This is a genomic window from Kribbella sp. NPDC051620 (assembly GCF_044453825.1).
Taxonomy (GTDB): domain Bacteria; phylum Actinomycetota; class Actinomycetes; order Propionibacteriales; family Kribbellaceae; genus Kribbella.
In genome coordinates, this window is sequence record NZ_JBITDB010000004.1 from 557,417 (window position 1) to 570,579 (window position 13,163).

Annotated in this window: 12 protein-coding genes; 9 read left to right on the forward strand and 3 right to left on the reverse strand. The window is 68.5% G+C overall.

Features of this window, described 5'->3' with window-relative positions:
• The first annotated feature begins 4 nt into the window (after positions 1 to 4).
• Positions 5 to 523: a SigE family RNA polymerase sigma factor gene (locus ACIA12_RS21705; protein WP_396368832.1), complete on the forward strand. Its 519-nt coding sequence runs from the start codon at positions 5 to 7 to the stop codon at positions 521 to 523.
• Complete coding sequence (locus tag ACIA12_RS21710; protein ID WP_396368833.1) at positions 520 to 1,332, forward strand: hypothetical protein; 813 nt, start codon at positions 520 to 522, stop codon at positions 1,330 to 1,332. Before ACIA12_RS21705 ends, ACIA12_RS21710 begins: the two co-directional genes overlap by 4 nt.
• 48 nt (positions 1,333 to 1,380) lie before the next feature.
• Here ACIA12_RS21710 and ACIA12_RS21715 read toward each other — a convergent pair whose 3' ends face one another.
• Together ACIA12_RS21715 and ACIA12_RS21720 are read right to left on the reverse strand one after the other, a co-directional pair.
• On the reverse strand, positions 1,381 to 3,159 hold the full coding sequence (locus tag ACIA12_RS21715) for an ABC transporter ATP-binding protein (protein ID WP_396368834.1): 1,779 nt from the start codon (positions 3,157 to 3,159) through the stop codon (positions 1,381 to 1,383).
• On the reverse strand, positions 3,156 to 4,919 hold the full coding sequence (locus tag ACIA12_RS21720; protein WP_396368835.1) for an ABC transporter ATP-binding protein: 1,764 nt from the start codon (positions 4,917 to 4,919) through the stop codon (positions 3,156 to 3,158). The genes ACIA12_RS21715 and ACIA12_RS21720 overlap by 4 nt, the downstream gene beginning before the upstream one ends.
• A 189-nt stretch (positions 4,920 to 5,108) precedes the next feature.
• On the opposite strand from ACIA12_RS21720, the gene ACIA12_RS21725 reads away from it, so the two are divergent.
• Positions 5,109 to 6,539: an MFS transporter gene (locus ACIA12_RS21725; RefSeq protein WP_396368836.1), complete on the forward strand. Its 1,431-nt coding sequence runs from the start codon at positions 5,109 to 5,111 to the stop codon at positions 6,537 to 6,539.
• A 52-nt stretch (positions 6,540 to 6,591) separates the two neighbouring features.
• The gene (locus ACIA12_RS21730; protein WP_396368837.1) at positions 6,592 to 7,563 is read left to right on the forward strand and encodes an ArsR/SmtB family transcription factor; all 972 of its coding nucleotides are present in this window, start codon (positions 6,592 to 6,594) and stop codon (positions 7,561 to 7,563) included.
• On the opposite strand, the gene ACIA12_RS21735 is transcribed toward ACIA12_RS21730, so the two are convergent.
• Complete coding sequence (locus ACIA12_RS21735) at positions 7,560 to 8,588, reverse strand: GTP pyrophosphokinase family protein (protein WP_396368838.1); 1,029 nt, start codon at positions 8,586 to 8,588, stop codon at positions 7,560 to 7,562. The genes ACIA12_RS21730 and ACIA12_RS21735 overlap by 4 nt on opposite strands.
• A gap of 165 nt (positions 8,589 to 8,753) precedes the next feature.
• Here ACIA12_RS21735 and ACIA12_RS21740 point away from each other — a divergent pair, with 165 nt between their 5' ends.
• The 5 genes from ACIA12_RS21740 to ACIA12_RS21760 all read left to right on the forward strand — a co-directional run bounded on the left by ACIA12_RS21740 (position 8,754) and on the right by ACIA12_RS21760 (position 13,158).
• Positions 8,754 to 9,947, forward strand: a complete 1,194-nt coding sequence (locus tag ACIA12_RS21740) for an ATP-binding protein (RefSeq protein ID WP_396368839.1) — start codon at positions 8,754 to 8,756, stop codon at positions 9,945 to 9,947.
• 22 nt (positions 9,948 to 9,969) lie between these two features.
• Positions 9,970 to 10,755, forward strand: a complete 786-nt coding sequence (locus ACIA12_RS21745; protein WP_396368840.1) for a methyltransferase domain-containing protein — start codon at positions 9,970 to 9,972, stop codon at positions 10,753 to 10,755.
• 30 nt (positions 10,756 to 10,785) lie between these two features.
• Positions 10,786 to 11,643, forward strand: coding sequence for a DUF3152 domain-containing protein (locus tag ACIA12_RS21750; RefSeq protein ID WP_396368841.1), 858 nt, complete (start codon positions 10,786 to 10,788; stop codon positions 11,641 to 11,643).
• Positions 11,644 to 11,704: 61 nt separating this feature from the next.
• A complete protein-coding gene (locus ACIA12_RS21755; protein ID WP_396368842.1) occupies positions 11,705 to 12,478 on the forward strand; it encodes a hypothetical protein in 774 nt (257 codons plus the stop codon).
• On the forward strand, positions 12,469 to 13,158 hold the full coding sequence (locus ACIA12_RS21760; protein ID WP_396368844.1) for an alpha/beta fold hydrolase: 690 nt from the start codon (positions 12,469 to 12,471) through the stop codon (positions 13,156 to 13,158). Before ACIA12_RS21755 ends, ACIA12_RS21760 begins: the two co-directional genes overlap by 10 nt.
• Positions 13,159 to 13,163 lie beyond the last annotated feature (5 nt).

Consider the following 13,163-nt stretch of genomic DNA (forward strand, 5'->3'; position numbering starts at 1 on the left):
GACGATGCTGGGAAGAGCCAAGCGCGACCGGGAGTTCTGCGAGTTCGTGCAGGCTCGCCGGTCGCGGCTGATGGGCGCGGCGTACCTGTTGTGCGGCAACCGGCATGACGCCGAGGACCTGGTCCAGGTCGCCCTGACTAAGCTGTACACGGCGTGGCCACGGATCCGGACCAGAGGGGCCGAGGACGCGTATGTCCGGCGGATCCTCGCCAACGCGACCATCGACGCGAGCCGTCGGCCGTGGCAGCGGGAGCGCAGTACCGAGCAACTGCCCGAGGTCGGGGTGACCGGCCCGGACGTCGAAGGCCGCGACGAGTTGGTGCGGGCGCTCGCCACGCTGGGCCCGGGCCAGCGCCGGATCCTCGTACTCCGGTACTGGCTGGATCTCACCATCGAGGAGATCGCCATCGACCTGCGGATCAGCCCTGGAACGGTGAAGAGCCAGGCCTCTCGAGGACTGGCCAATCTCCGCAGCCAACTGACCGATCTACGCATCGACGAGCTGACGGAGGAGTCGGTATGAGCGAGCAGGACCTGCGCAGGCGAATGCAACTCAGCGTCGACACCTACCTGGACGACGCGGTGATCGACGCAGCCGCCGACCTGGCCAGAGGCCGCCGGAGGCTGGTACGCCGACGCGCCACGGCCGGCCTGGTCGCCACCGCAGCGGCCGTCGCGGCAGCGATCGGGGTGGGAGCACTCGCGATCCCGGCCGTCGTGAACGCGCCGTCGTCCGGACCGACCCCCCTCCCGCTCGTGGCTCGGCCGCCGGACTCCGAACGCGACCGGGTAGCCACCCAATTGCTCGACACCCTGCTCAAGCACGTCGACGCCAAGCAGTCCTTCACCACCGGCGAGCCGCAGGGGATCGGTTGGGGTGGGTTCGACAAGAAGAAGCGCAGCTTGCTCGACGGACTTGACGTGCAAGACCTCTGGGCCGAGAACGGTGTCGGTCGCGGGGTTGCTTGGGCATCGGTGTCGCAGCCTGGAGCTGGGCCGACCCAAGAAGAGCGGTGCGGTCCGAAGCGCCTCGAGGGGTCCATGCCGTACCGATGCAGCGCCGGCAGGACTCCGACGGGCCGGCCGGTGGTGACGGGCGTCGCGACCATGACGCTGAGCAATACCACCGACGGCGTCGAGTACCCGGGAGTGCGCGGTTACTTCGTCCGCTACACCCGCTCCGACGGCCAGATCGTCGAGGTCGGCGTGGACGGCGCCGATCTGAACACGAACGTCGAGGGCAAGCTGTACCCGCCGGTGACGAGCCCGAAGGTGACCATCGAGCAGTTGATCGCCGCCGCGACCGACCCCGCGATGACGCTGAAGAAGTAGCTGGGTGAGGGGCTGCTGCCCCTCACCCAGCCCCTCACCCAGCAAGGCTCAGCGCTCGCCGTGCCAGGAGTGCCAGAGGGCCGCGTAGGGCCCTTCGGCTCCTACCAGTTCGTCGTGGCCGCCCAGCTCGACGATGCGGCCGTCCTCGACCACCGCGATCACATCCGCGTCGTGGGCAGTGTGCAAGCGGTGGGCGATCGCGACGACCGTCCTGCCTTCCAGCACTCCGGCGAGCGACCTCTCGAGATGACGCGCCGCACGCGGGTCCATCAGCGAGGTCGCCTCGTCCAGCACCAGCGTGTGCGGGTCAGCCAGGACCAGCCGGGCCAACGCGACCTGCTGAGCCTGGGCCGGAGTCAGTGAGACTCCACCCGACCCGACCTCGGTGTCGAGGCCGTGCTCGAACCCAGCCACCCACGCATGCGCATCGACCGCCCGCAAGGCAGTCCACAGCTCTGCGTCAGTAGCGCCAGTCCGCGCCAGCCGCAGGTTGTCCCGGACACTACCGACGAACACGTGGTGCTCCTGGTTCACCAGCGCCACATGGCTACGCACCTGCTCGGCAGACATCTTGTCCAGCGCCGCCCCACCCAAGGTGATGTCACCCACCCGTGGCGAGTAGATCCCGGCAAGCAGCCGGCCGAGCGTCGATTTCCCTGCTCCTGAAGGGCCTACGAGCGCAACCCGCGCACCCGGCTCGACGGTCAGCGTGACGCCGTGCAGCACGTCACGGCCTTCCAGATAACCGAACCGGACCTCGTCGGCCAGCACAGTACGGCCCTCGGGCTCGTCCTGCGCGGCAACCGTCTCCTCCTCGATCTCCCGTACGCCGACCAGGCGCGCCAGCGACACCTGGGCCACCTGCAGTTCGTCGTACCAGCGGATCATCATGTTGACCGGCTCGACCAGCATCTGGATGTAGAGCGCGCCAGTGGTCAGCGCGCCGACAGTGATCCAGCCCTTGATCGACAGCCCGCCACCGATCACCAGCACTGCGGCCAGCGCGACCGTGTGGGTCATGTTGATCACGGGGAACAGGATCATCCGCAGGTAGAGCGTGTACCGCTCCCAGGCGACCCACTGGCCGATCCGGGTGTCACCCATCTTCACCCGGCGGTTGCCGAGCCGGTGGGACTCAACGGTCCGCCCGGCGTCGACAGTCTCGGCCAGTGCCGAGGCGACGGCCGCATAGCCCGCGGCCTCCGACCGGTACGCCGATGGCGCGCGGCGGAAGTACCAGCGGCCACCGATGATCAGGATCGGCGCGGCGATGACGATCGCCACCGCCAGCTCCGGTGCCGTGACGATCAGCGCCCCGATCAGCAGTCCGGCCCAGATCACCGCGATGGTCAGCTGCGGAACCGCATCCCGCATGGCGTGTGAGAGGCGGTCGACGTCCGTGGTGATGCGGGACAGCAGGTCACCCGTGCCGGCCCGCTCCAGCACGCCCGGCGGCAGTGCGACCGCACGAACCAGGAAGTCCTCGCGCAGGTCGGCGAGCATCTCCTCACCCAGCACCGCGCCGCGAAGCCGGGTGAGCCGGACGAAGACCGTCTGCACGACAAGGGCGATCAGGAAGCCCAGCACCACGTAGGGAAGGTTGACGTCCGTCTCACCGAGCGACAGCTTCTCCACGACGTCGCCGAGCAGGTAGGGCCCGACCATGCCGCTCAGTGCCGCCACTGCGTTGACCAGCGTCAGCCAGCCGAAAGCACGCCGGTGCCTGCGGAACAGGGTCTTCAGATAGGCCGACACCGTCGCGGTGCCGGCCACCGGCAGGCGAGCCGCCTCCTGCGGGGCTGCCGGGTCGTACTCAGGGCGCTTCACAGCGACTCCTCAAGAGTTGGCTCGTCTTCACGGGTGACCACAGCGCGGTAGCGCGGGTTGGTGTGCAGCAGTTCGTGGTGGGTGCCGACGGCGTCGACCCGGCCGTCCGGCACGAACACGACCCGCTCGGCCCGGTCCAGCATCAGCGGGCTCGAGGTGAACACCACGGTCGTCCGGCCCGATCGGAGCAACCGCAGGCTGTCCGCGATCCGTGCCTCCGTGTGGGCGTCCACGGCACTCGTCGGCTCGTCGAGCACGAGCACCGCGGGGTCGACGTACAGGGACCGGGCCAGTGCGACCCGCTGCCGCTGTCCACCCGACAGGGACCGGCCGCGCTCGGTCAGCACGGCTGCCGTGGCATCAGTACCGCCGTCGGGCAGCGACTGACGCAGTACGTCGAGGATGTCGGCGCACTGAGCCGCATCGAGCGCTGCCTCGACCGACACGGCTCCACTCGCCGGTACGTCGAACAGCTCACGGACGGTGCCTGACAGGAGTACTGGGTCCTTGTCCTGCACGAGCACTGCGGTCCTTGCGGAGTACAGCGGGAGGTCGTCGAGGGCGACACCACCCAGCAGGACCGACGGGTCCTCTGGCTCGGCCTCGGGGCTGTGGCCGCCGAGGCGGTCCGCGAGCAGACCGCCCGCATCCGGGTTGCCACAGACCACGGCCGTGAAGCTGCCGGCCGGCACGGTCAGCCCGGACAACGGGTCGACCAGGTCACCGTGCGGCACCTCGGCCTCCGCCGTCCCCTTGCTGTCGTCCATCCGTTGGAGCGACAGCACACGAGCCGCCCGCCGCGCGGACACCTTGGAGAAGATGAACGCGCTCGCGGTCTCCTCGAAGGTGTGCAGCGGAACGAGCATGAAGGTGATGAAGCCGTACGTCGTGACGAGCTCGCCCACGCTGATGTGCCCATCGGTGACCAGCCCGACGCCCATCCACACGATCAGCACCAGGAACAGTCCGAACAGAAACACCTGGATGGCCGCGATCAGCGACCACATCCGGGCACTGCGAACAGCGCTCTGCCGGTACTCCTGTGAGGCGGCGCGGTAGCGGTCGAGGAAGAGCTGCTCGCCGCCGATGCCTCGCAGCACGCGCAGACCGGCGACCGTGTCCGCGGCCAGCTCGGTCGCGCGGCCGCCCTTGGCTCGCTGCGCGTCGGCCCGACGCTCGGCCGGGCCCATCAGCGGCACGATCGAGAAGGCCAGGATCGGTACCGCGATCAGCACCACCAGGCCGAGCCGCGGCTCGTAGAAGAGCAGGCCGACGACCACCGCGAAGCAGGTCAGCAACGCGGCCGTGAACCGGCCGAGCACCTCGACGAACCAGCCGATCTTCTCCACGTCACCGCTGCTGACCGCGACCACCTCGCCGGCGGCGATCCGGCGGGTCAGCATCGAGCCCAGCTCGGCCGCCTTGCGGGACAGCAGTTGCTGCAGGCGGGACGCGGTGGCGATCCAGTTGGTGACGACGGCCTTGTGGAAGTACGAGTCGGCGCCGGCCTTGGCAGCGCCCATCGCGAGCAGCAACAGGCCGGCCACGAACAGCTTCACCCAGGACTTGTCGATCACGGCCTGGACGGCCAGCCCGACCGCGACGGGCGCGGCGGCGATGCCACCGAAGTACAGCAGACCCCAGCAGAGCGCCACGGCCTGACCACGTAGCTGCTGGTGTTCGAGCCAGAGTATGAGACGGAGGCCGGACCGGGTGTCTGGCACACCCGGATCGGCGAACGGAATGAGGCGCAGCGACATGACGTCCCAAAGGAACTAGAGGGGCTTGTTCGGACCTGATCAGGCGAATGGATCCAGACTAGGTGCGGCCACCGACACTCCGCCAAGGCTTTTCCGCCCCGTGGATCGGGCGGCTGGAAACGGTTCCGGCGGAAGCCGGCGCAGTACTGGGTAGTACAGTATTCAACGGGTCCGGAGCGAGGGAGACGAGTGCAGGAGCTGAGTCGGCGGCGGCGGTTGCTGGTGCTGGCGATCTGTTGCCTGAGTCTGTTCATCGTGGGCCTCGACTCGACCGTGGTGAATCTGGCGCTGCCGTCGATCCGGTCGGAGTTGAACGCCTCGGTGTCCAAGCTGCAGTGGACGATCGACGCCTACACGCTGGTGATCGCCAGTCTGTTGATGCTGTCCGGCTCGACCGCTGACCGGCTTGGCCGGCGGCGGGTCTTCCAGGCGGGGCTGGTGCTGTTCGGGCTCGGCTCGCTGGCCTGCGGGTTCGCGCCGACGGTCGACCTGCTGATCGCGTTCCGGATGTTGCAGGCGATCGGCGGCTCGATGCTCAACCCGGTGGCGATGTCGATCATCACCAACACCTTCACTGATCCGCGCGAACGCGCCCAGGCGATCGGTGTCTGGGGTGGCGTGGTCGGGCTGAGCATGTCGGTCGGCCCGGTGGTCGGCGGCGCCCTGGTCGACTCGGCCGGCTGGCGGTTCATCTTCTTCGTCAACGTGCCGGTGGTGGTGGTCGCCCTGGTGCTGACCGCGTTCTTCGTCCCCGAGTCGCGGGCGGCGGTCGCGCGCCGGCTCGATCCGGTCGGGCAGTCGCTGGTGATCCTGTTCCTGGTCGGGCTGACCTACGGGATCATCGAGGGCCGGTCGGCCGGCTGGGGTTCGCCGCTGATCGTTTCGTGCTTCGTGGTCGTGGTGCTCGCGCTGCTGACCTTGGTGTTCTACGAGCGGCGGCGCGAGCAGCCGCTGCTCGATCCGCGCTTCTTCCGCAGCGCGCCGTTCTCGGGCGCGACCCTGATCGCGGTCGCCGGGTTCTCCGCGCTGTCGGGCTTTCTGTTCCTGAATTCCCTTTATTTGCAAGAGGTTCGCGGCTTCACGGCGCTGCATGCCGGTCTGCTCACACTGCCGATGGCAGCGATGACGGTGATCTTCGCGCCGGTGTCCGGCTGGCTCGTCGGCAACCGCGGGCCACGGCTGCCGCTGGTGGTCGCCGGAACCATGCTGGGTTTGAGTGGCCTGATCCTCGCCCAGTTGACCGCCACCACCGCGGTCCCGTTGCTGCTGCTCGGGTACCTGATCTTCGGTCTCGGCTTCGGCATGCTGAACTCGCCGATCACCAACGCGGCCGTCTCCGGGATGCCTCGCTCGCAGGCCGGCGTCGCCGCCGCGATCGCCTCGACCAGTCGCCAGGTCGGCGCGTCGCTGGGGGTCGCGATCGTCGGTACCGTGCTGACCGCCCGATTGACCGGCCCGCTGGAGACCGGCTTCGTCTCGGCGGCTCGGCTCGGCTGGTACATCATCGCCGGTTGCGGCGTACTGGTTCTCGTCTTCGGACTGATCACCAGCGGCCGCTGGGCGCGTGCTTCGGCGGCTCGTGTCGCCGCCCAGATGGAGCCCCCAGCTCGAATTGCTTGACAGGCCGTCGCCGCTCGCCTTCGATCTGTAGTCGAGGCCGACTGGGGGCGACATGCTGCGAGTGATCTTCACCGAAGACGACCTCTCCCAGGTCCGGGTGGCCGCGACCGCCGACCCGCTGTGGGAGATCGCCAACAGCCTCGACCGGCTCCAGACCCGGCGGGGCCGCTGGGCCTACGCGCCCTGGTACCGCGCCGCCTCCGAGACGCTGACCGAGCCGGTACTGCGCAAGCAGGTCACCTCGATGCTCCTGCCGCTCTTCCCGCGAGCGGCGTACTTCCCCGACTTCCTCACCCCGGCGGCCGCGCCCGACGGTCTCGAGGCCGACATCGACGCCATCTTGTCGACCCCGGCTGAGCGAGTCACCGGTGAACTCAAGACGCTGGCACTGGTCCACCAGGCTCCCTCATGGGGCCCGCGACTGGCCGCCGGGGACCTGCGCTCCGACCTCGGAGCCGCGCTGCGGACGTACCACCAGAGGGTGATCGAGCCCCACTCCGATCTGATCTCCGCAGAGCTGGCAGCCGACCGGGCAGCTCGCGCCCGCGCACTAGCCCGCGGCGGCCCCGACCGGCTGCTGAGCAGCTTCCAGCCCCTGATGCGCTGGCGCTCGCCGGTCCTCGAGGTCCGCTACCCGGTCAACCGAACCATCCACCTGGCCGGCCGAGGCCTCCGCCTGATCCCGTCCTACTTCTGCTGGCAGAACGCCATCACCCTGGCGGACACAGACCTGTCGCCAGTCCTCGTCTACCCCGTACTACGTGAGCCTCCCGGCCCGAAGGACGGCGAGGTAACGGCCGCTGCCCTACTCGGCAAGACCAGAGCCGCCGTACTCCGCGCCACCGCGTCAGGTCTGACCGCTGGTGAGATAGCCGTCCAGGTAGGCATCGGTGCCCCCACCACCAGCCACCACCTCACCGTGCTCCGCGACAGCGGCCTCATCGCGACGCATCGCGCCGACAAGACCGTGCTGCACGTCCTCACCCCACTCGGCGCAGCACTACTTCGCCAGCGGCCCCGTTAACCCTCGAGCAGCCCTGCCCGGACCAGCGCCTTCAACCGGCCGCGCAGGATCTTCTGCCGGCGCTCCTCCGCCGGGAAGAGGTCCACGTACTCCGAGCCCTTCGCCGCCAGCAGGTCGTCGTCGAGCCGGCGGACCGTACCGGCCGGGAAGCGATGGGTCATAGCCGCCTGGACGGCCTTGCTGTCGATGTCTTGCAGCAGCTCGGTCAGCTGGTCCTCGGTGGTGACGCCGAGCTGGCTGAGGATGCCGAGGATCCACGCGTAGTGGTTCGTCTTGGCGTGCGGGGCGTCTGGGTAGCGCCTGGTCAGGTACGTGGTCAGCGTCGCCGTCGTCAGGTCCATCGGCGCCGCGTCGGGCTCGGCGGCGGCGAGTTCGCGGTACAGCTTGTCGATCTCCGCAAACTCGTTGTCCGCCAGCTCCATCAGGGCTGCCGCTAAGAGGAAGCGCCGGTCGAACTCGGGCTTGCGGTCCGGCGGGATGTCCAGCTTGTAGCGGATGTCGTGCTCGAACTCGGCCCATGCGTGCTGGACGGCGGTACGGACCTGGATCTCCATCGTCAGGTTCTTCAGCACCGCGTACTCCGGCAGCTCCCGGCGGTGGGCGTTCAGGCGTACCAGGTAGTGCTTGCTCGCGTACCCGAAGGCGCCCTGGGCGCGGGTGTGCGCGCCCATGTCGGTGTGCTCGACGATCTCGAACTCCGACTCGATCACCTCGCAGACCCGATCGACGGCCTCGACCAGGAAGGTGATGATCCGGGCCGCGACCAGGTCGGTGATCTGGTTCAGCGGATCGTCGTACTTCGGTTTGGCGGGATCGTCCGGATGCGGTTTGGAGGCCTTCGCCAGGAACGACTCGGGATCCTTGGCCCGGGCCGTCGCGCTGAGGTAGTTGATGCCCTCTTCCTCGCCGATCAGCTCGTTGATCAGCGCTTCCAGCTTCCGGGCGCCGCCGACGTACTGCTGATGCGTCCGCTCGTACTGCGCGGCCGCCTGCACCGTCCAGTCCTGCAGTTCAGCCCCACCCATGCGCAGACCTTAGTGCCGATCGCGGTCTCTGGGGTGTGCTACGGGCGTCTAGCCCTTTCTAGTGTTTTTGCTAGATAGGGCTGAAACTGACAGATCAGCGACACGCGATCGGGTTGACTAGCGAAATCTAAGGAAAACGCTAGACAGCCTCATAGAGTGAAATGCATGGATCCGATCCGGAATCCCTATGCGCCCGGCGCCGGCCAGCGCCCGCCCGAGCTGGCCGGACGCGACACCGAGGTGCGGCAGTTCGAGGTGGTGCTCGAACGCGTCGCGGCGGGACGGCCGGAGCGCAGCCTGGTGCTGTCGGGGCTGCGCGGGGTCGGCAAGACGGTCCTACTCAACACGCTGCGGAGCCAGGCGATCAAGCGCGCCTGGGGTACGGGCAAGATCGAGGCCCGGCCCGACCAGAGCATCCGGCTGCCGATCGCCCAGGCGCTGCACACCGCGATGCGCGAGCTCGGGCACCGGCACCGCGACTCGGATCGGGTCGACGAGTTCAGCGCGGTACTGAAGGCCTTTGCGCTGCGTACCGGGCTGAACGACCGCAAGGGCATCCGCTGGCAGCCACCGGTCGACGTGGTCGCCGCGAAGGGCCGGGCCGACTCAGGCGACCTCGAGATGGACCTGATCGAGCTGTTCGCCGACGCGGCCGACCTGGCCGGCGACCTGTCGGTAGGGGTCGGCCTGTTCATCGACGAGATGCAGGACATCAGCGCCGACGACCTGTCCGCGCTGTGCGCCGCCTGCCACGAGATCAGCCAGCAGAGCGCCGCCCTGGTCGTCGTAGGAGCAGGCCTCCCGCATCTGCCGGCCGTACTGTCCGCCAGCAAGTCGTACTCCGAACGCCTCTTCCGCTACGTCCGCGTCGACCGCCTCTCCCGCGAGGCGTGCGACCGGGCGCTGATGATCCCCGCCGAGACCGAAGGCGTCGTCTTCGAAGAGGAAGCCCTCGACGAGCTCTACGCCCAGACCGACGGCTACCCGTACTTCGTCCAGGCCTTCGCCCACGCCACCTGGGACCACGCTCCCACCAGCCCCATCACCATCAAGGACGTGGCGGTAGCCGGCCCCGAAGCCTCCGCCGAACTGACCGTCGGCTTCTTCGGCTCCCGCTACGAACGAGCCACCCCCGCCGAACGCGAATACATGCGAGCCATGGCCGAACTCGGCATCAACGCCGACGACGGCCCGGTCCCCACCGCCGAGGTCGCCACCACCCTCAACCGCAAACCCCAGTCCCTCTCCCCAGCCCGAGACGGCCTGATCAAAAAAGGCCTGGTCTTCTCCGCCGAACGAGGCACGGTCGCCTTCACAGTCCCCCACTTCGGCAAATTCCTCCGCACCCGCACGGCCTGACCCGCCAGTACGATCCCTGGGCATGACGAACCAGGTGTTCGAGAACGAGGCCCCGACCCACATCGCCTACCTCGACCGGGTGGCGGCGAGCGCTTCGGGCCGCGCGTACAAGGACACGATGCTGGCGGCGCTCGATCTCCAACCGGGTCACACCGTGGTCGATCTCGGATGTGGGCCAGGGACGGATCTCGGTGCGCTGGCTCAGGCTGTAGGCCCGACCGGGACGGTGGTCGGTGTCGACCTCGATGAGGAGATGGTGGGGCGGGCCCGGGAGCGGACTGCTGAGGTGGGGCAGGTCGAGGTGCGGTTGGGGGACTTGCAGGAGCTGGAGTTCGAGGACGGGAGTGTGGATCGGGCTCGGACTGATCGGGTGCTTCAGCATGTGGCGGATCCGGTGCGGGCGCTCGAAGAGGCTCGGCGGGTGTTGCGGCCGGGTGGGCGGTTGGTGATGGGGGAACCCGATTGGGATTCGCTGGCCATCGACTCCGTGGATGCCGAGGTGTCGCGGGCGTATACGCGGCACGTTGCGGAGAAGGTTGTTCGCAACGGGGTGATCGGGCGGCAGTTGGCGCGGCTGGCGGTGGCGGCGGGGTTCGGCGTACCGACGGTGCTGCCGGTGACTTCGGTGTTCCGGGAGTTGCGGGAGGCGGATCAGATTTTCGGATTCGAGCGGAACACCGAGCGTGCAATCGAGGCGGGATACCTGTCCGCGAGTGCTGGACGGCAGTGGCTCGACGGGCTTGCGAGTGGTCCGTTTCTGGCGACGGTGACGTTGTACGTCGTTGTCGCGGAAGTTGCCCTTTCGTGATCTAACTGGGAGTCGATAGGGTAAGGCGAGATGACTACCGGGCGGAGTGGGCGGCGTTCGGGGAGTGGTGCGCGCCGAGGGAAATCAGGGCGGCACAGTCGGCGGAAGTCGTACAAGGCGCAGTGGTTCTCGGTGACGGCGCTGGCGGTGCTCGGCGTGGTGATGGTGGTTCATCCCGATGCCACCCAGGAGCGCAATCTGGCCGCGCAGTTCAGTGGCAGTGTCGTCGCGAAGAGCGAGCCGACACAGGTGCCGGTGGTGAAGCCGACGCATGTACCGACGCCGACCGCGACGTTCACGACACCGTTGCGGCCGGCACCGACCTTGACCCGGCGGCCCAAGGGATCCAAGCCGAATGTCACTGTGTCGACCGGGCGGTTGCTGGTGGTGGCTGGGTTCTCCAAGGCGACCGAGAATCACGACAAGCTGACGTACCGGGTCGAGATCGAGGACGGGCTGTCCCTCAACGGGGAGAAGGTCGCGGCCGAGATCCACAGGACGCTCACCGATCCGCGCGGCTGGCAGGCGCTCGGGCCGGTGCGGTTCGAGCGGACCGACAAGGTCGACGCCGACCTGCGCGTGATCGTCGCGACGCCGACGCTGACCGACAAGCTGTGCCTGCCGCTCGACACCGGCGGCGAGGTGTCCTGCCGGGTCGAGAACCGGGTGGTGCTCAACGCCAAGCGCTGGATGTACGCCGTACCCGCGTACGCCGGCAAGGTCGACCTCTACCGCAGCTACCTGGTCAACCACGAGGTGGGCCACGCCCTCGGCCACGGCCACTCGACCTGCGCCAAGCCCAACACCCCCGCGCCGGTGATGATGCAGCAGACCAAGGGCCTGGCCGGCTGCCTCCCCAACGCTTGGCCGACCATCAAAGCAACCTAGAACGACCCCGCCCGTGAGAACCTGTCCGAAGACGGTTCGAGTGAGCGGGAGGGTGTAGCGAATGTCGTCTCAGGACTTCCCCACCTATGGCCGGGGCGAGAACCCCGACGAGTCCCGCAAGGACGAGCACTACGCCAAGCCTGTGCCCTACGGCCAGCCGCAGTACGGCCCACCGAACCAGTACGCCGAACAGCCGCCGCCAGCTGCCTACAACCAGCCACCGCCGACTGCCTACAACCAGCCACCGGCCTACCGTCCCGGCAACCCGTACGGCCCACCCGCCAACCCGCAGCCGCACCAGCTACCCACCTACGGCCGCCCAGCCCCCCGCGACCCCCGCGCAGCCCGGGTAGTCCTCCTGGCCGCGGTCATCGCCGGCATCTACGGACTGCTGGTCGTCTCCGTCCAGCGCATCTCGCTCCGGGAGATCTCCCAGCTCCCCGGCTCCCCGCTGAACCACCCGCTCCGCACGGACGTCATCGACACCATCGGCCAGCTCCTGACTCTGATAGTCGGCCTGGCCGCCCTGGGCATGTGGCTGCGCGACGTCCTCAACCGCCGCAAGGCCGACCGCCAGCCAGACCCGATAGAGCTGACCGGCCTAGGCCTGGTCGCCCTGTCCCTCATCCCGATCCTGATCTGGTTCGTGATGGTGCTGACCACCGGCATGGGCGCCATCGACGACTCCCTCCACCGCCTCCCCACCGCGTACGCCTGGGGTGGTACCGGCCTCCTCATCCTCGCTGTCGGCCTAGCCCTCGGCTACCGCGAGCTCAAGCCGGAAGTACGCAACCCCGTGGTCCAGCAAGCCCCCGACCGCCCACCGTGGGAGTGACCCAGGTCGTACTGGTCCCCGGGCTAGGCCTCGGGCCGGAGTCGTATGCCCCGACCATCCAGCACCTCACCATGCCGTACGAGATCATCACCCTCCCCGGGTACGGCGAACGCGTGCAAGCCGGCGATGACCTCCATACCGAGGCGCTAGCTCAACGCGTGCTCACTCACGTCACGGAGCCATCGGTACTGGTCGGCCACTCGGCCAGCTGCCAGATAGTGGTGGCCGCTGCCCTCGCCCAGCCCCAGCTGGTGAAGGGCCTGGTGCTGCTCGGTCCAACAGGGGACGTCGGCGCCTCCGACTGGGTCACGCTCGCCGAGCGGTGGGTGCGCTCCGCTGTGTGGGAGTCACCGCGGCTAGTACCGGTCCTGGCCCCGCAGTACGCGCGTACCGGCCTGGTGTCGATGGCACAGGCGATGGAGGTCGCCAGGCGGTACGACCTCGCCGCAGCCATCCGCCGGCTCGAGCGGCCGGCCGTGATCGTCCGCTGCGAACACGACAACCTCTGTCCAGCTGGCTGGGCGCAGCGACTCGCCGACTTGGCGGGCGCGGACGCAGCAGGAGAGACCCATGCCGACGTCTGGACGGTGCCTTCCGGCGCCCACATGCCGGTACTGACGCACGGTGAAGAGGTTGTGACGTTCATCAAGCGGGCAGCCGGTGTATACAACGGTCAATGACGCGT